We start from the raw sequence: 17,317 nt of genomic DNA on the forward strand, positions 1-17,317 counted from the left end.
CAGGTAGTACCCCCTGAGCGGCGGGGGGGGGGGGCGGGGGCGGGGGCCCCCCCCCCCCCCCCCCGGGGGGGGGGGGGGGCCCCCCCCCCCCCCCCCCCCCCCCCGGCGCCGTTGTACAGGGGATCCAGTAGGGCCGCCGCCGCGTCCCATCACCGCACGCCCGCCGGCCCGACCCGTTCAGAGAGACGAAGCCATGACCCCGAAGCTGATCAAGACCGCCGCAGCCGCCCTGCTCGCCCTCGCCGCACTGAGCGGCTGCGGGTCCGCCACCACCACCGCCGCAGGCCCGGCGACCGGCTCCACCGGCGCCACCGCCTCCACCGGTCCCGTCGTGCTCGACGAATCCGCCGACCGCACCCACATCACCGTCGCGCCCGGCACCATCGTCCGCACCGAGCTCCACAGCACCTACTGGTCGCCCGCCACCAGCACCGACCCCGGCCTGCTCGCCCCCACCGGCGAACCCTCCACCGCCGCCGCGCCCTCCTGCCGCCCCGGCAGCGGCTGCGGCACCGTCACCACCGCCTTCACCGCCCGTACCGCCGGCTCGGTCCGGCTGACCGCCCACCGCAGCAGCTGCGGCGAGGCCAAGCCCTGCCCGCCCGGCGGGCAGGACTTCACCGTCGAGGTGGACATCACCCGCTGACGGACTCCTGAGGCTTGCCCTCGCGCGCGTCGTACGCCGCCCGGGCGGCGGCGATCTCCCGCTGGTGCGCCTCCGTCCAGGTGGCCAGCGAACGGATGGTGGAGGCGTTCCGCGCGGCGCTGCTGGTGCCGGTCGCCGCGACGGTGCTCGGCGCCCTGGTCGCCGCCGTCGGCGCGGTGCGACGCCGCGCCTGACACCCCCACGGCCCCGGCGGGTCGCGGCCCGCCGGGGCCCGGAGATTGCTCAGAACACCGGGTCGACGGGGGCGAGGATGCCGAGCCGGTCCTCGATCTGCTGGGCGGCGGCGAGGCACAGGTCCTCGCGGAACGGCCGGCCGACGAGCTGGACGCCCGTCGGCAGGCCGTCGCCCACGCCGGTGGGCACCGCGACGGCGGGGACGCCGACGAAACTGGTCACCGAACTCAGCGCCATGGCGGCAGCGACCCGGTCCCGGCCCGCCTGGTCGCGCGACTCCAGGCCGGGCTCGACCGGCGGCTCGGTGAAGACCGGGCCGAGCAGCAGCGGGTACTCCGCCATGAACTCCGCCCAGGACCGGCGGATGTTCGCCCAGGCGCCCATCAGCGCGATCAGCCGGGCGGCGTCGACCGGCGGCACCTTGCGCATCGCGAAGCCGATGTAGCGGTCGCCGCCCTCGCCGAGCACCTGCCGGACGGCGGGCCAGGCGGGCGCGAACTCGGTGTTGGTGAGCTGCTGGTAGGCCTCGAACGCCTCGGCCATCCGGGGCGCGTCGGGCACCTCGCGCACGTCGTACCCCGCGTCCGCCAGCGCCCCGGCGGCCCGCTCGACGGCCCGGCGGACGGTCGGGTGGACACCGAGCCCGCCCGGGTCGGTGACCACGGCGACCTTCGGCGGAGCGTCGAACGGACGGCCGTACAACGGCGCGGGAACGGCACGCGGATCGCGCGGGTCGGGCCCGGACAGCGCCTCGTACGCGATCCGCAGGTCGCCCACCGTCCGGGCCAACGGGCCGTCGTGGACCAGCAGTTGGGAGGCCGGCCCCGGGTCGTCCGGGCCCAGCATGCGCTGGTCGGCGGCGAACCGCCCGGCGGACGGCTTGAGCGCCGCGACGCCGCAGAACACGGCGGGGATGCGGACCGAGCCGCCGGAGTCGTTGCCGAGCCCCAGCGCGGCCATCCCGGTGGCCACCGCCACCCCGTCCCCGCCGCTGGTGCCGCCGGGCGTGCGCCCCGGGTCCCACGGGTTGAGGGTCTCGCCGTACAGCTCGCTGCGCGGGTGCATGCCGGACAGGATCAGCGTCGGCATGTTGCTGTGGCCGAGCGGGATCGCCCCGGCCGCCCGCAGCCGGGCCACCGGGATCGCGTCCTCCGGGGCGATCATGTGGGCGAAGCGGGGCGTGCCGAACGTGGTCGCCACCCCCTCGATCCGGATGCACTCCTTGACCGTGAACGGCACCCCGGCCAATGGGCCGAGTTCCTCGCCGGCGGCCCGGCGCCGGTCGAGCAGGCGGGCCTCGGCGCGGGCCCGGTCGGCGAGCAGCTGGGTGATGGCATTGACCCGCGGGTTCACCGCGGCGATCCGGTCGAGATGGGCGTCCACCACGTCGAGCGCGGACGCCTCGCCGCTGCGGACGGCAGCGGCGAGCTCGGCGGCGGAGAGTTTCCACATGGATCCGGTCCTCCTGGGTTTCTCGCTCGGTTCCGATGCGGTTGCATCGGAACCGAGCCGCACTCTAGCCCGCGAACCGATACACTCGCATCGAATAAAAGGCGACGGGAGGCCCCAACAGATGCCCAAACAGGTCGACCACGAGGAACGCCGCCGTCAGATCGCCGACGCCGTCTGCGCCCTGATCGACGAACAGGGCATCGAAGCCGCCACCCTCCGCGACGTCGCCGCCCGCGCCCAGGTCTCCATGGGCGCCGTACAGCGCTGCTTCCGCACCAAGGACGAGATGCTGCACTTCGCTCTCGCCCACATCGGCCACCAGGTCACCGCCCGCGCCCACGCCAGCCTGCTCGCCGCCCCCGCCCAGTCCCCGGCCAGCACCGTCGGCCACCTCGCCCGCGAAATCGCCCTGCTCCAGACCCGGCACCGCGCCCAGGCCCGCACCTGGATCGCCTTCCTCGCCGCAGCCGCCGTCCACCCCACCCTCGCCGCCGCGCTGCGCACCAGCTACACCGACCTGGAGACCTTGCTCACCGGGCTCATCGCCGCAGCCGGAGACCACCCCGATCCCGCCCACGAGGCCCGCACCCTGCTCGCCCTCACTGACGGCCTCACCGCCCACGTCCTGATCGGCCACCGCACCCCCGAAGAAGCCGAACACCTCCTGCACACCCATCTCGCACGCCTCTGGGACCGCCCCGCCGATTGACGCGGGCTCCTCACCGCCGCACCGGAAAACCCGGTGACACCCGCGCGCCGCCCCCACGACACTGTCCGCGGACTTACCGCCCCCGAAGTCGAAAGGCGCCACCATGGCACTCGCCAGGAAAGGCACCCGCCGCATCGTCGTCGACGGCGCCGAATACCGCTGGCACGCCAGCCGACGACACCTCTGCTGCGACTACGAAGGCGGCACCCTCGGCTACGTCGCCGAGGACGCGAACCGCCCCGGAACCACCCTCGTCGTCGAAACCGGCCGCCGGGCCCGCCTCGAGCCCGACCTCACCCCGACCGACCTGGTCCTGCCGCGCGAAGTCGCCCACGGCATCCGCACCGCCCGCGCCCAGGGCTGGAACCCCACCGCGAACGGCTCACCCTTCATGCTGAGCCTCTCCGCCACGGAGCCGGATCAGGGTTCCTGATACCCCGTCAGGACGACAGGCGGCGAACGGCACTCCTCCTCGGAGGCGACGGCCGCCCCTTCTTGGAGGCGACGGAAACCCGCAGAGCCGCGTGGTCTTCTGGAGCGGACCGGCACTCCGCCCCGATCAAGGAGACACCTCGTGAACTCGCCACCCCCGCACCGCCGTTACGCCTTCGCCGTTGCCGCCGCGGCCCTCCTGCTCGGCGGACTCGCCCCGTCCGCCCACGCCGCGCCCGCCGAGGCCAAGGCGGCCGTCGAGGCCAAGGCGGCCGACATCGTCCAGCAGCGGCTCGACGCGCTGGTCACCGGCGACCACGTGCCCGGCGCGCTGGCGGCCGTCCGGGGCCGGGACGGCCGCACCCGCGACTACACCGCGGGCGTCGGCGACCTGGCGACCGGCGCGAAGGTCCCCGCCGACGGGCAGGTCCGGGTCGGCAGCAACACCAAGACCTTCGTCGCGGTCGTCGTCCTCCAGCTGGTGGCGGAGGGCAAGGTGGACCTGGACGCCTCCCTCGACACCTACCTGCCCGGCCTGATCCACGGCGACGGCATCGACGGGCGGCGCATAACGGTCCGCCAAGTCCTCCAGCACACCAGCGGGTTGGCGAACTACACCGACTTCCTGGAGTTCTCCCGGGCCGACCAGTACCTGGAGCCGCGCGAACTGCTCGACATCGCCCTCGCGCACCGGCCGGACTTCGCCCCCGGCGCCGGCTGGAAGTACAGCAACACCGGATACCTGGTGGCCGGACTGATCGTCCAGAAGGTCACCGGGCGCCCCGTGGGGGAGGAGATCACCAAGCGGGTGATCGACCGCGTCGGCCTGCGCCACACGTACTTCCCCGCCCAGGGCGACCTGACCATCCGTGAGCGCCACCCTCACGGCTACGTGGTCGAGGAACCCGGCACCCCGCCCCTCGACATCACCGAGATGGACCCGTCCTGGGCCTGGGCGGCCGGCGCGGTGATCTCTACCAACACCGACCTGAACCGCTTCTTCTCCGCCCTGATCGGCGGTCAACTGCTGCCACCGGCCCAGCTCGCGCAGATGCGGACCACCGTCCCGGCCGAGTACATGGGCCCCGGCGCACGATACGGCCTGGGCCTCGCCAGCCGCCCGCTGCCCTGCGGCGGCCTGTCCTGGGGCCACGGCGGCAGCCTCCCCGGCTACGTCACCCGCGGCGGCGTCACCGAGGACGGCCGCGCGGCGAACGTCGCGGTGACCGAGGCCCCGTCGCCGGAGGTCCGGCAGCGCGTGGCCGACGCCGTCGACGCGGCGCTCTGCCGCTGAGCCGTCCCGGCCTCCGTGGCCGGGGGGCGCTGCGTTGCTGAGCCGTCCCGGCTGCTGCCCGGAACACGCATCGACCCGCGGTCGCTCGGCCACGGAGGCCGGGACGCGCGGGTCGATGAGTGTGGGGCGGGCGGTTGTCCGGCGGGCGGGGCGTGCCGCCCGCCGGACACCTGGCCCGGCTTTTAGAAGTGGGCGCCGGACTCGATGAAGGAGCCGGAGACACCGTTGTCGTCCGCCCAGATCCACCGCTTGCCGTGCTCGACCCCGTCCGGGCCGACGAAGGAGAACGCCTCCGCGAAGCCGGCCCCCTCCTCGTTGGCGATGAACTGGGACTTGCTCCAGTGGGCGCCCGGACCCTCGTGAGGACCCTCGTGGGCGGAGGCGAGCCCGGCGCAGCCGATCACGAGGGGGGCGGTGAGAGCGCCGATGGCCAGGACACGCTTGAGAGCACGCATGAAAGTTCTCCTCCGAGAAGTTCGACGGCCGGCGGGGCGCGGTGGTGGCCCCGCCGATTCCAGAACGACACGGGACGCGGGGGCCCGCAATGCGGCCGTGCGTCCATGTGGTCGCTGCGGCGAGCACTCGGTCCTGCGCCCGCAAGGGGAGGGACCGAATGAAGGTTCACCCCTGAGTGCTCGCCCGCGCAGGCGGATGACGCCCGTACCCCCAGCAGTTTCCTTTCTGCTGAACAATCATCGGCGGTCTGCCCCATCACATCTGACGTCAGATCAGTACGACTTCTCGGGGAGCCTGACACCAAGTCAGGGCGCTGCCGTTTCCGGCGGCATCCGCTGCTCGAGCATCCGAGCGATTCGATAGGTCCACTGATAGTACAAACTGATAACTGCGAGTAGTGGCTGCACATAGTCAAGGGCATGACGAGACTCTTCCGCGGACCGGGTCGGCTCAGATCCCGAACGGCCCGCCTCATCAGTGCCGCAGCCACCCTGGGCCTGATCAGCGCAGGCCTGGCCGGCTCATGGGCCCAGGCAGCAGCGCCAACCCGCCACCACGCCGCGCCACCGGAGCGTCTCCGGGCCGTCGGCTCCACGCTGCTGAACGAGGACTTCACCGGCGCCACCGCGGACTCGAGGTTCGTCGCCGTCGGCGCGGCCTGCCTCACCGGCGGACCCGTCACGAACCCCCTTCCGGGGGGCGGCCACCAGCTGACGGGCTGTCCGACCCCGGAGATCGGGCCGGTGCCGCCGCTGGACAGCGCACCGTTCGGCTACCTGCGGATCACCGACGCCGCCAACGACGAGAGCGGTGCGGTGCTGTTCGACCAGGCGCTGCCGGCCAACGCCGGTCTGGACGTGCACTTCGACCAGTGGCAGTACGGCAGCACCACGCCCGCCACCCCGGCCGACGGCATCTCGTTCTTCCTGGTCAACGGTGACGTCACGCTCACCCACCCGGGAGCGTTCGGTGGCAGCCTCGGCTACGCGCAGAAGCTGCCCGGCGACAATCCGGCCGAACCGTTCCTGCCGGGCGTCGACAGCGGCTATCTGGGCGTCGGACTCGACGTGCTCGGCAACTACTTCGGCGACTGGGAGCACCGCGGCAACGGTTGCCCGCCCGGCGAGCGCTCCCCCTCCGGCACCGGCTTCTACATCCCGGCGCCGGGCGCCAACATGGTCACCGTCCGCGGGCCCGGCGACGGCGTCGAGGGCTACTGCTTCCTGACCGCGACGACCAGCAACTTCACCACCAGCGGCCCGTGGCCGTCCACCCTGCCGGGCACCCTGCAGGGCCCGCTGACGTTCCTCCCGCCGGATGTGACGCCGCCGCAGGCACAGACGTTGCTCGAGCCGTCCCGCCGCCGGGTGCACGTCCACCTGACCCCGTCGCCGAACCCGGTCCTGACCATCGGAGTCGACTTCAACGACGGCACGGGCGAGCACCAGGTGCTGAGCACCCCCGCACCGCAACCCGTCCCCTCCACCTACAAGTTCGGCTTCGCCGGCTCCACGGGCCTGTTCACCGACGTGCACCTGATCCGCAACGTGGTGATCGCCACCGACGAGCCGCTGCCGGAACTCAACCTGGTCAAGCAGGCCCACCGGCCGCTGCCCGCCGACCTGACCGTCGGCACCCCGGTCCCGTACGACTTCGTCGTCACCAACTCCGGGAACGTGGACATCGACAACCTGGTGGTCACCGACCCGAAGATCGGCGGAATCACCTGCCCGGTGAGCACGCTGGCGGCCGGCCAGACAGTCACCTGCACAGCGGTCTACGTGGTCACACCCGAAGACGGGGCCGCCGGCCACATCCCCAACACCGCGCAGGCCAGCGGAACCACACCCGGCGGCCCGGTGACCTCGCCACCCTCCTCCGAGGACATCCCGGTGGTGGAATCTCCGGGCCTCGAGGTCATCAAGCAGGTGGACACCCCCGGGCCGTTCAACGTGGGCGACACCATCCCCTACACATACGTCGTGAACAACACCGGCGGCACCGAGATCACCGACCTCTTCCTGCAGGACGACCGGGTCACCAACATCACCTGTGACTTCACCACCCTCGCCCCACGCGGCAGCCCCGGGGACGTGACCAAGTGTCATGGAACCTACGTGGTCACGCCGGAGGACGCGGACCTGGGAGAGGTCACCAACCACGCGACGGCGCACGGCACAGCCAACGGCGAGCCGGTCGACTCCCCGGAGACAGACGCGACAGTTCCGGTCATCAGCCCCTCCTCGGTCTCCCTGGCCAAGGAAGCGGACACCCCCGGCCCGGTCCACGTCGGTGACACCGTCAACTACACGTACACCGTGACGAACACCGGCCAGACCGTCCTCGACAACGTCTTCGTCACCGACGACCACTCGACGGACATCGTCTGCGACACCACCACCCTCAACCCCACCGAGAGCACCCTCTGCCACGGCACGTACCTCGTCACCGAAGCAGACCTGGCACTCGGCCACCTCACCAACAGAGCCCAGGCCGTGGGCACCAACCCGCTGGGCGAAGAAATCTTCAGCCCACCGGAAGAAGTGACACTGCCCGTCGTGGGCATCGCCGAGCTGACCATCGAGAAGACCGCCGACAGCGCCGGCCCGTTCCACCTCGGTGACACCGTCAACTACACCTACACGGTGACCAACACCGGTACCGCCGTGGTGCACAACGTCAAGGTCGCGGACGACCACGTCCCGGCCGTGGCCTGTGACCTGACGACGCTGCTCCCGGAGCAGAGCACGCTCTGCCACGGCTCGTACGTCATCACTGCCGCGGATGTTGCGGCCGGTCACGTGACCAACACGGCCCACGCCGACGGCACCGACCCCGAGGGCCTGCCGGTGCAGAGCCCGCCCGGCGAAGCCACCGTCCCGGTGGCGGGCGAGGCCGAGTTGACCATCCAGAAGACCGCCGACAGCGCGGGCCCGTTCCACCTGGGTGACACCGTCAACTACACGTACACGGTGACCAACATCGGTACGGCGGCCGTGCACAACCTCAACGTCGTGGACGACCACATCACGCCGGTGGGCTGTGTGACGACAACGCTCAACCCTGGTGAGAGCACGCTCTGCCACGGTTCGTACGTCATCACCGATGCCGACGTGCAGGCCGGTCACGTGACCAACACGGCCCACGCCGACGGCACCGACCCCGAGGGCCTGCCGGTGCAGAGCCCGCCCGGTGAGGCAACCGTCCCCGTTCTGGGCATCGCCGAGCTGTCCATCGAGAAGACCGCCGACAGTGCCGGCCCGTTCCACGTGGGCGAGACCGTCAACTACACGTACACGGTGACCAACACCGGTACGGCCACCGTTCATGGGCTCACCGTGACCGACGACCATGTCGCGGCGGTGACGTGTGACACGACGACGCTGGACCCGGGTCAGAGCACGCTCTGTCACGGTTCGTACGTCATCACTGCCGCGGACGTGACGGCCGGCCACGTAACGAACACCGCGCACGCGAACGGCACCGACCCCGAGGGCCTGCCGGTGCAGAGCCCGCCCGGTGAGGCCACTGTTCCGGTGGTGGGTATCGCCGAGCTGACCATCGAGAAGCTGGCCGATTCTGCTGGTCCGTTCCATGTGGGTGAGACCGTCAGCTACACGTACACGGTGACCAACACCGGTACGGCTGTGGTGCACAACCTGACCGTGGCGGACGACCACGTTGCTGTGGTGACGTGTGACGCGACGACGCTGAACCCGGGTCAGAGCACGCTCTGCCACGGCAGTTACGTGATCACCGCGGCTGATGTTGCGGCAGGTCATGTGACGAACACTGCTCATGCGAACGGCACGGACCCGCAGGGCCAGGATGTGCAGAGCCCGCCTGCCGAGGCGACCGTCCCCGTGGTGGGCGAGGCGGAGCTGACCATTGAGAAGGTGGCGGACAGCGCCGGCCCGTTCCACGTGGGTGACACCGTTGCCTACACGTACACGGTGACCAACACGGGTACGGCGGCGGTGCACAACCTGACCGTCGCGGACGACCACGTTGTCTCGGTGACGTGTGATTCGACAACCTTGAACCCGGGTGAGAGCACGCTCTGCCACGGCAGTTACGTGATCACCGCGGCTGATGTTGCGGCTGGTCACGTGACCAATACGGCTCACGCGAACGGCACCGACCCCGAGGGCCTGCCGGTGCAGAGCCCGCCCGGTGAAGCCACCGTCCCAGTGGCGGGTATCGCCGAGCTGACCATCGAGAAGACCGCGGACGCCACCGGCCCGTTCCACGTCGGTGACACCGTGGCCTACACCTACACCGTTACCAACACCGGAACCGCCGCGGTGCACAGCCTGTCGGTCGCGGACGACCATGTCGCTGTGGTGACGTGTAACGCGACAACGCTGAACCCCGGTCAGAGCACGCTCTGTCATGGCACGTATGTGGTGACGGCGGCGGATGTTGCGGTCGGGCATGTGACGAATACGGCTCATGCCGAGGGTACGGACCCTGAGGGTCAGACGGTGGTGAGTCCGCCCGACGAGGCGACTGTCCCGGTGTTGGGTATTGCGGCGCTGGTCATTCAGAAGGCTGCGGACTCTGCTGGTCCGTTCCATGTGGGTGACACGGTCGACTACACGTACACGGTGACCAACGTCGGTACGGCGACGGTGAACAACCTGGCTGTGTCGGACGATCACATCGCGGAGGTGGACTGTGACAGGACGACGCTGAACCCTGGTGAGAGCACGTTCTGTCACGGTTCGTACGTCATTACGGCGGCGGATGTGACGGCCGGGCATGTGACGAATACGGCTCACGCGCACGGCACGGACCCCGAAGGTCAGGATGTTCAGAGTCCTCCGGGTGAGGCGACGATCGACATCGCCGGTGACGCCGTCCTGACCATCGAGAAGACGCCGGACAGCGCGGGCCCGTTCCACGTGGGCGACACCGTCGCCTACACGTACACGGTGACCAATGCGGGTACCGCTCCCGTGCACGACCTGGACGTGAGCGACAATCTCATCTCGCCCGTGACATGCGACCGGATGACGCTGGAGCCCGGTGCGAGCACGCTGTGCCATGGCACGTATGTCATTACGGCGGCGGATGTCACGGCCGGGCATGTGACCAACACCGCGCATGTGAGAGGTCTCGACCCGGAGAACGAGCCGGTGGTGAGTCCGCCCACTGAGGCGACTGTGCCGGTGGTGGGCGAGGGCGTGCTGTCGATCGAGAAGACGGCGGACAGCGCTGGTCCGTTCGAGGTCGGTGACACGGTGCAGTACACCTACACCGTGACGAACACCGGCACCGCCGTCGTTCACAACGTCACGGTCTCGGACGACCACGTTGCCGCGGTCACGTGCAACACCACGACGCTGAACCCCGGTCAGAGCACGCTCTGCCACGGCAGTTACGTGGTCACCGCGGCTGATGTTGCGGCGGGTCATGTGACGAATACGGCGCACGCGAACGGCACGGATCCGGATGGTGAGCCGGTGGTGAGCCCGCCCGACCAGGCGACCGTCCCGGTGGTGGGCGAGGCCCGGCTGTCGATCGAGAAGACCGCTGACAGTGCCGGCCCGTTCGAGGTGGGTGACACCGTGGCGTACACGTACACCGTGACGAACACCGGCACCGCCGTTGTCCACAACGTGACCGTCGCGGACGACCATGTTGCCTCGGTGACGTGCGACGCGACGACGCTGAACCCCGGTGCGAGCACGTTGTGTCACGGTAGTTACGTGGTCACCGCCGCGGATATTCAGGCCGGTCATGTGACGAATACGGCTCACGCGAACGGTACGGATCCGGATGGTGAGCCGGTGCGGAGTGGGCCGGCCGAGGCCACTGTTCCGGTCGTGGGCGAGGCCCGGCTGTCGATCGAGAAGACGGCGGACAGTGCGGGTCCGTTCCATGTGGGTGACACGGTGAACTACACGTACACCGTCACCAACACCGGCACGGCCGTCATCCACAACGTGACCGTGACGGATGACCATGTCGCCGCGGTGACGTGCAACACGACGACGCTCAACCCGGGTCAGAGCACGCTCTGCCACGGCAGTTACGTCATCACCGCTGCGGATGTTGCGGCGGGTCATGTGACGAACACGGCTCACGCGAACGGCACCGACCCCGAGGGCCAGCCCGTGCAGAGCCCGCCCGACCAGGCGACCGTTCCGGTCGTCGGCGAGGCCATGCTGTCGATCGAGAAGACCGCGGATTCCGCCGGCCCGTTCCATGTCGGTGACACCGTGGCGTACACGTACACCGTCACCAACACCGGCACGGCCGTCATCCACAACGTGACCGTGTCGGATGACCATGTCGCCGCGGTCACGTGCAACGCGACGACGCTGAACCCCGGTCAGAGCACGCTCTGCCACGGTAGTTACGTCATCACCGCCGCGGATGTTGCGGCGGGTCACGTGACCAACACCGCTCACGCCAACGGCACCGGCCCGGAGGGTGAGCCGGTGCGGAGTGGGCCGGCCGAGGCCACTGTTCCGGTGGTGGGTGTGGCGTCGCTGTCGATCGAGAAGACCGCGGACAGCGCTGGTCCGTTCCATGTCGGTGACACGGTGCAGTACACCTACACCGTCACCAACACCGGCACGGCCGTCATCCACAACCTGACCGTCGCGGATGACCATGTCGCCTCGGTCACCTGCAACACCACGACGCTCAACCCGGGTCAGAGCACGCTCTGCCACGGCAGTTACGTGATCACCGCGGCGGATGCGGCGGCCGGTCACGTGGTGAATGTGGCGCATGCGAGTGGTGTTGGTCCTGACGGCCTGTCGGTGGAGTCTCCGCCGGGTGAGGTGGATGTTCCGGTGGTGGGTGAGGCCCGGTTGTCCATCGTGAAGCAGGCCGACGCGGCGGGTCCGTTCCGTGCGGGTGACACGGTGACCTACACGTACACGGTCACCAACACGGGTGCTGTGCCCGTGCACGGCATCACTGTCTCGGACGACCGTGTCGCCGCGGTGGTGTGTGAGGCGACCACGTTGAATCCGGGTCAGGGCGCGGTGTGTCATGGCTCGTACACGATTACCGAGGAGGATGTTCAGGCGGGTCGTGTGACGAACACGGCGACCGCGAGCGGTACGGATCCGGAGGGTCACCCGGTGGTGAGTCCGCCGGGTGAGGCGACGGTGGAGACCGTTTCGGGTGCGTCGTCGCTGTCGATCGTGAAGGAGTCCGATGTGTCGGGTTCCGCGAGGGTGGGTGACACCATCACCTACACGTACACGGTGACGAACACCGGGTCGACGGTGCTGACGGACGTCTCGGTCAGCGACGACCGGGTGTCCCCGGTGGTGTGCGAGTCGACCGCGCTGGAGCCGGGTCAGAGCACGACGTGCCGCGGCACCTACGTGGTGACCGGCGAGGACGCGAAGGTCGGTCATGTCACGAACGTCGCGGCGGCTTCGGCGCGGGATCCGCAGGGGCAGCTGGTGGAGTCCCGGCCGGTGTCGCTGTGTGTCACGGTGTCGGAGTGCCCGGAGAAGGAGAAGGGCGAGGGCTGTGTGAAGGTGCCGCGTCCGGGTGGTCCTTCGAAGCCGCCGCAGGCCGGTGGCGGGGGTCACCTGCCGGACACGGGTTCGTCCGCGGGTCTCGCGGCTGCGGGTCTGGCCGGTGGCGGGCTGCTGACGCTGGGCGGTGTGCTGCTGTACCGGGCGCGTCGTCGTGCGGACGCGGACCGGTTCGTGGGGTAGTACCCGCGCCTTCGCCGCTCGTTCGGTGAATGGGACCGCCCCCGGGCTTTCGGGCTCCGGGGGCGGTCCCGCGTCGTGTGGGGGCGGAGGGCGGGTGTTCGTCCAGTGGTTCCTGGATCCGTTTCTCCAGGAGTTCTCGCGGGCCGGGGACGGCCCGCGGCGGGCCGGTCGGGCTCGGGCCGGTCGGCGTGGGCGCTTCGGTGTCCGGGGCGGGGGTGGTCTGTTCGTCGGGTGGGGGGATGTTCTCGGCGGGGTGTTCGGGCGTGTGCGGGGCCAGGGGCCAGGTGGCGCCGGCAAGGCGGCGGTGTCCGGCTTTGCGTGGGGTGGCCGGTGAGTCGGAACCGTTCTGGCAGAGCCGGCATTGCGGGGTGGTCGGGCCGTGGTTCTGGCGTCCGTTCGGGGTTCGGGTGGATCTGGGTGTGTAGTCCGCGTGGGCGGTTGGTGATGCGGGTCGTCTCGCTGGCGAGGTTGTCGTCGAAGCCGGTGGTCGTGTCCGGTGCGGTGGTGGTCTCGTCGGTGAGTTCGGTGTCGTGCGGGGTGTGGGTGGGTGTGGGTGGGGGGTTGCTGGTCGTGGATTCTCTGCTGTCGGGCGGGTCGTGGCGCACCGTGCGGTGTCCGGCCGGGGTGAGGTGTTCGCGGGGTGCGTCGGGCCGGGGCGGCGGCGTCGGGGCGTCGGCGGGTGGGACTGGTGGCGGGTCGTGGTCGTTGTTGCCGGGTGGTTCGTGTGACTGTGCTTTGTAGTGGGCCGGCGTTTTCCGGGTGGTTGGCCGGGCTGTATGCCGACGATGCGGTCGGGGTCTGTCGGTTTGTGAAGGTCGCCGACGCGGATTTCGGGCTCGGCTGCGGTCTTTGTGGGAGCGCGTCGCGGACGGGGCTATGCGTCCTTGTTGTCGCTGTGCAGGGAATGGATCATGGTCTGCAGGATCCGGAACGCGTCCGACTGCTCGGTGGCGGTCAGGTCGGCCAGCATTCTGGCCTCGACGGACCGGACGGCTGTGCTCGCCTTCTGGAGGCTTCGTCGGCCGCTCGCTGTGAGCCGCGTGGGAAGCGCCTTTCCGACGGGTGCCTCCGCGGGTCTGGTCACGTAGCCGTCTCGTTCCAGGGCCTGGAGCAGCACGTTCATCGTCTGCCGTGTCACGAACGCGCCCCGCGCGAGCTCGGAGTTCGACAGGCCCGGTCGTTGCGCCAGCAGCTCGAGGCAGGAGTAGTGCGTCACGCTCATCCCGAGCGGCCGCAGTACTTCCTCCATGGCCGTGCGAAGGGCGCTCGACGCTTCTTTCAGCAGGTAGCCCAGTGACGTCTCCAGGTGGACGCCGACACCTTCTTGACTCATGTCAGTATTCTGACATACGTTGACGCATGTCAGAAAACTGACATGAACGAAGGAGTGTCCTCATGCCCGTTACCGGCCCTGACTTCATCTCGCTCCAAGTGCGTGACCTCGACGCTTCGCGGGCGTTCTACGAGCAGTACCTGGGCCTCGTCCGCTCGCCGGCCGGACCTTCGCACGCCGTGGTATTCGAGACGGAGCCGATCGCGTTCGCACTCCGCGACGTCGTTCCCGGAACCGACCTCGCATCCGTCGCCCGGCCTGGCATCGGTGCCGCGATCTGGCTCCACGCCACCGACGTCCAGGCCATCCACGACGCGCTCGTCGCCGACGGTCGTACCGTCGTCTCCGCGCCGGTCGACGGCCCCTTCGGTCGGACCTTCACCTTCGCCGACCCCGACGGCTACCAGGTCACGCTCCACGACCGCGCTTGATCGACCGAACCGCGCTTGATCGACTGAACGAACCTGGACGATCACCGGCGGTTGCGTCCCGCCGCCTTCTTCGCCCACCGCCGCTGACCAGTGGCCGACCAGCCTGCTCGGACTGGCCGTCAGGGCGGGAAATTTTGGCCGACTGGCCTGCAGAGTGGCCGACTACCGTGCGCGGTGTGATTGTGCGGCGTGGTTGGCCAAAAAAGTTTTCAGGGTCGTCGGCCAGGCTGTACGCGGGGCTCTGAGCCGGGTGGTGTTCAGCCGTACGTGGCACCTGGTCCGGGCCGCTGTGGTGGGGGTGCGGCTGGAGGGTCTGCCATGGCCTGCAGGGGGGGCGAGCCCTGGCTCTGGTCGGCGTTGTGCGCGGTGGACGGGTTGTTCGTTCCGCTGGAGCTGGGGCCTGACGATGGCTGCACGCTGGATCTGTCGGACGGGTGGGCCGGTCGGTGGACGGTGGCGTGGAATCTCACCGGTGCCGAGGTGTGGTGTCCGGTCAGTGAGATCACGGGCGTTCCGGTGCAGGCCACAGGCGTTCCAGTGCAGGCCGCTGAGCCGGCTCGGCACTTCGGCCGGCATCTTCGCCAGGGTCGCCGCGCCGGGCTGGAGCTGCTGGACGCAATGGGGAGTCGGCACGGGTTCGAGGGCCTGGAGGAGCAGAAGTTCCTGCGGGTGCTGGATTTCGCGGGGGCGGTCCGGGGTGTGGTGTCGCAGTCGTTGCGGCTGCGGTTCACGACGGTGGGTGGCCGGGCCCGCTCGCACATCCCGGACTGCCTGGTGGTGATGCCGGGCGGCCGGTGGCTGGTCGATGTCCGCCCGGTCCACTTGGCCGTGAAGGCGGAGGACCGGGCGGCGTTCGCGGCGGCGCGTGAGGTGGCCATCGACCTTCGGGTCATCACTGCGCTGATCTTCATGGCATGGCCCGCGACGGGGATCCGCGCGGCCACCCCCGAGCTGGCCCGGGCACTGGGCGAGGAGGCCCGCCAGCGGCAGCTCGACTACGTAGAACGGTCCGCGGTTCCCGGCAAGCAGGCCAGCGCGACCACGTCCTACAGCGACCCGCCGGCCCCACCGCTGGTCGCAGCTGCCGTGTTTGAGATGGCCGACCGCCTCCTCCGCAGCCCGGATGAGTCCGCCGCCTCGGCAACACTCGGGCCGCCGGCGGCCGAGGCGCGATACGTCAGCCGGAAGGTCGGCTACAGCATCCGCCGAGGGCCGGGCACCCCGACCGCACTCCAGACTGTCCTCCTCGCTCACCGCCCCTGACCCCTGGCCAAGAAGCCTGCTCAGACCGTGTTTGAGATCTGCCGTGTCCCGTTGCTGAGGCGTTCGTTGAGCTCATCGTGAGCAGTGTTGGGGGTGGGTATCCGTCGGACCTGACGGATGAGCAGTGGGCGCTGGTGGAGCCGTTGCTTCCGCCTGCGCGGGGTGGCCCGAAGGGCGGTCGGCGGGAGAAGCATCCGCGGCGGCGGATCGCGGACGCGATCTTCTACGTGGTGCGGACCGGGTGTGCTTGGCGGCAGTTGCCGAACGACTTTGCTCCGTGGCCGACGGTGTACTGGTACTTCACGTGGTGGCACGACGACGGAACCGTCGAGCGCATCCATGACGCGCTGCGCCGCAAGGTCCGCGAGGCTGACGGCCGTGATGCGGAGCCGAGCGCCGGGCTGATCGACTCGCAGTCCGTTCGCACTGCCGACACAGTCCCGCCCGCGACCAGGGGCTTCGATGCGGGCAAGAAGGTGAAAGGTCGCAAGAGGTTCATCGTCACCGACACCCTTGGCCTGCTGCTGGCCGTCCACGTCGTCGCGGCGAGCATCCAGGACCGCGACGGCGCGAAGCGGCCGTTGCTGTGGACCAGGCTCGATCATCCCAGCATCAAGAAGGTCTGGGCGGACCAGGGCTTCGCCGGCCGCCTGGTCGAGTGGGTCACTCAGATCCTCGGCCGCGACCTGGAGATCGTCCGCAAGGACCCCGACCAGCGCGGCTTCCAGGTCCAGTCGAAGCGGTGGGCGGTAGAGAGCGCACGTTCTCGTGGCTCACCGCCCACCGGCGCGTAGCCAGGGACTACGAGACCAGCCCGGCCCACTCCAAGACGATGATTCGATGGGCGATGATCAGCATCATGGTCCGGCGGCTCACGCGAGGCCAGCCCGCTACCCGACCAGGTCCAAGGCTCCTGTCCCGCACCAGCACATGACGCCCCAAGGGGGTTTCCGGTGTACGGCCCAGCACCCGCACTTCGGGTTCTATCCGAGATCATCGTCAGTCCGAATGTCGGTGCCGTGCACCTTCGTCGCGCAGGCGAGGTCCTGGTCGCCCGGGCCGAGATGAACGCCAGGATCCTCGACACTGGCCGGAGTCGGGTCTCGGGTGATGATCTCGACGAGCTGCTGTTCAGCATCGCTGACATAGAAGACGTCTACGTCGACGCATGGCATGCGTGCCAAGCAGGAACCAACGACTGGCGTACAGCCAAGGGCCTGGCAGCACTGGAGGCCGCACTGAGACATGCTGTCGAATACTTCCTCGAAGTCGCGTCCCGGGAGTAGCCGACCCGGCGAATCCTTGAGGAGTCTCAAACGCGCTCTCAGTGGACGTTAAGTCCGTTTCTGGTAGCGGCCTCGTCCAGGTTGGGTGAGGAAGCCTTGGCGAGTGAGGCGTCCGAGGCGGCTGCGGGT

At 69.8% G+C, this 17,317-nt stretch carries 13 protein-coding genes; 10 read left to right on the forward strand and 3 right to left on the reverse strand.

The annotated features are described in order from the left end of the window. Positions 1 to 193 precede the first annotated feature (193 nt). Together ACGFWJ_RS35940 and ACGFWJ_RS35945 are read left to right on the forward strand one after the other, a co-directional pair. Positions 194 to 646, forward strand: a complete 453-nt coding sequence (locus ACGFWJ_RS35940) for a hypothetical protein (RefSeq protein ID WP_392956934.1) — start codon at positions 194 to 196, stop codon at positions 644 to 646. A gap of 14 nt (positions 647 to 660) precedes the next feature. Then, on the forward strand, positions 661 to 840 hold the full coding sequence (locus tag ACGFWJ_RS35945) for a hypothetical protein (protein WP_392956936.1): 180 nt from the start codon (positions 661 to 663) through the stop codon (positions 838 to 840). Between the two features lie 49 nt (positions 841 to 889). Here ACGFWJ_RS35945 and ACGFWJ_RS35950 read toward each other — a convergent pair whose 3' ends face one another. Then, entirely contained in the window at positions 890 to 2,293 is a 1,404-nt protein-coding gene (locus tag ACGFWJ_RS35950; protein WP_392956937.1) for an amidase, read from the reverse strand. Between the two features lie 121 nt (positions 2,294 to 2,414). On the opposite strand from ACGFWJ_RS35950, the gene ACGFWJ_RS35955 reads away from it, so the two are divergent. The 3 genes from ACGFWJ_RS35955 (at position 2,415) to ACGFWJ_RS35965 (ending at position 4,728) form a co-directional block, all read left to right on the forward strand. After that, positions 2,415 to 3,002, forward strand: coding sequence for a TetR/AcrR family transcriptional regulator (locus ACGFWJ_RS35955; RefSeq protein ID WP_387649408.1), 588 nt, complete (start codon positions 2,415 to 2,417; stop codon positions 3,000 to 3,002). 103 nt (positions 3,003 to 3,105) lie between these two features. Continuing rightward, the gene (locus ACGFWJ_RS35960; RefSeq protein WP_392956939.1) at positions 3,106 to 3,435 is read left to right on the forward strand and encodes a hypothetical protein; all 330 of its coding nucleotides are present in this window, start codon (positions 3,106 to 3,108) and stop codon (positions 3,433 to 3,435) included. A gap of 141 nt (positions 3,436 to 3,576) precedes the next feature. Then, positions 3,577 to 4,728: a serine hydrolase domain-containing protein gene (locus ACGFWJ_RS35965; protein WP_392956941.1), complete on the forward strand. Its 1,152-nt coding sequence runs from the start codon at positions 3,577 to 3,579 to the stop codon at positions 4,726 to 4,728. Positions 4,729 to 4,910: 182 nt separating this feature from the next. Here the strand turns inward: ACGFWJ_RS35965 and ACGFWJ_RS35970 are convergent, their stop codons facing one another. Further along, a complete protein-coding gene (locus ACGFWJ_RS35970) occupies positions 4,911 to 5,183 on the reverse strand; it encodes a hypothetical protein (protein WP_392956942.1) in 273 nt (90 codons plus the stop codon). A gap of 420 nt (positions 5,184 to 5,603) precedes the next feature. Here ACGFWJ_RS35970 and ACGFWJ_RS35975 point away from each other — a divergent pair, with 420 nt between their 5' ends. Further along, entirely contained in the window at positions 5,604 to 12,875 is a 7,272-nt protein-coding gene (locus tag ACGFWJ_RS35975; RefSeq protein ID WP_392956944.1) for an LPXTG cell wall anchor domain-containing protein, read from the forward strand. A gap of 874 nt (positions 12,876 to 13,749) precedes the next feature. On the opposite strand, the gene ACGFWJ_RS35980 is transcribed toward ACGFWJ_RS35975, so the two are convergent. Then, entirely contained in the window at positions 13,750 to 14,208 is a 459-nt protein-coding gene (locus ACGFWJ_RS35980; protein WP_392956946.1) for a MarR family winged helix-turn-helix transcriptional regulator, read from the reverse strand. A gap of 62 nt (positions 14,209 to 14,270) precedes the next feature. Between ACGFWJ_RS35980 and ACGFWJ_RS35985 the strand changes: the two genes are divergently transcribed. The 4 genes from ACGFWJ_RS35985 to ACGFWJ_RS36000 all read left to right on the forward strand — a co-directional run bounded on the left by ACGFWJ_RS35985 (position 14,271) and on the right by ACGFWJ_RS36000 (position 17,188). Next, a complete protein-coding gene (locus tag ACGFWJ_RS35985; protein WP_392956948.1) occupies positions 14,271 to 14,639 on the forward strand; it encodes a VOC family protein in 369 nt (122 codons plus the stop codon). A 366-nt stretch (positions 14,640 to 15,005) separates the two neighbouring features. Next, positions 15,006 to 15,902: a hypothetical protein gene (locus ACGFWJ_RS35990; protein ID WP_392956950.1), complete on the forward strand. Its 897-nt coding sequence runs from the start codon at positions 15,006 to 15,008 to the stop codon at positions 15,900 to 15,902. A 74-nt stretch (positions 15,903 to 15,976) separates the two neighbouring features. After that, positions 15,977 to 16,836 (forward strand): IS5 family transposase gene (locus ACGFWJ_RS35995; RefSeq protein WP_392956954.1). Its coding sequence is split into 2 segments (ribosomal slippage): positions 15,977 to 16,654 and positions 16,657 to 16,836, totalling 858 coding nucleotides; the frame shifts between segments, so codons are not numbered across the junction. A 19-nt stretch (positions 16,837 to 16,855) separates the two neighbouring features. Next, the gene (locus tag ACGFWJ_RS36000) at positions 16,856 to 17,188 is read left to right on the forward strand and encodes a hypothetical protein (protein WP_392956952.1); all 333 of its coding nucleotides are present in this window, start codon (positions 16,856 to 16,858) and stop codon (positions 17,186 to 17,188) included. Positions 17,189 to 17,317 lie beyond the last annotated feature (129 nt).

Source organism: Kitasatospora sp. NPDC048407, from assembly GCF_043200475.1.
Classification (GTDB): domain Bacteria; phylum Actinomycetota; class Actinomycetes; order Streptomycetales; family Streptomycetaceae; genus Kitasatospora.

Coding starts and splice junctions, on each gene's coding strand:
- ACGFWJ_RS35975 (WP_392956944.1), top strand. CDS start 5,604: ATGACGAGACTCTTCCGCGGACCGGGTCGGCTCAGATCCCGAACGGCC.
- ACGFWJ_RS35985 (WP_392956948.1), top strand. CDS start 14,271: ATGCCCGTTACCGGCCCTGACTTCATCTCGCTCCAAGTGCGTGACCTC.
- ACGFWJ_RS35960 (WP_392956939.1), top strand. CDS start 3,106: ATGGCACTCGCCAGGAAAGGCACCCGCCGCATCGTCGTCGACGGCGCC.
- ACGFWJ_RS35980 (WP_392956946.1), bottom strand. CDS start 14,208: ATGAGTCAAGAAGGTGTCGGCGTCCACCTGGAGACGTCACTGGGCTAC.
- ACGFWJ_RS35950 (WP_392956937.1), bottom strand. CDS start 2,293: ATGTGGAAACTCTCCGCCGCCGAGCTCGCCGCTGCCGTCCGCAGCGGC.
- ACGFWJ_RS35955 (WP_387649408.1), top strand. CDS start 2,415: ATGCCCAAACAGGTCGACCACGAGGAACGCCGCCGTCAGATCGCCGAC.
- ACGFWJ_RS35940 (WP_392956934.1), top strand. CDS start 194: ATGACCCCGAAGCTGATCAAGACCGCCGCAGCCGCCCTGCTCGCCCTC.
- ACGFWJ_RS35970 (WP_392956942.1), bottom strand. CDS start 5,183: ATGCGTGCTCTCAAGCGTGTCCTGGCCATCGGCGCTCTCACCGCCCCC.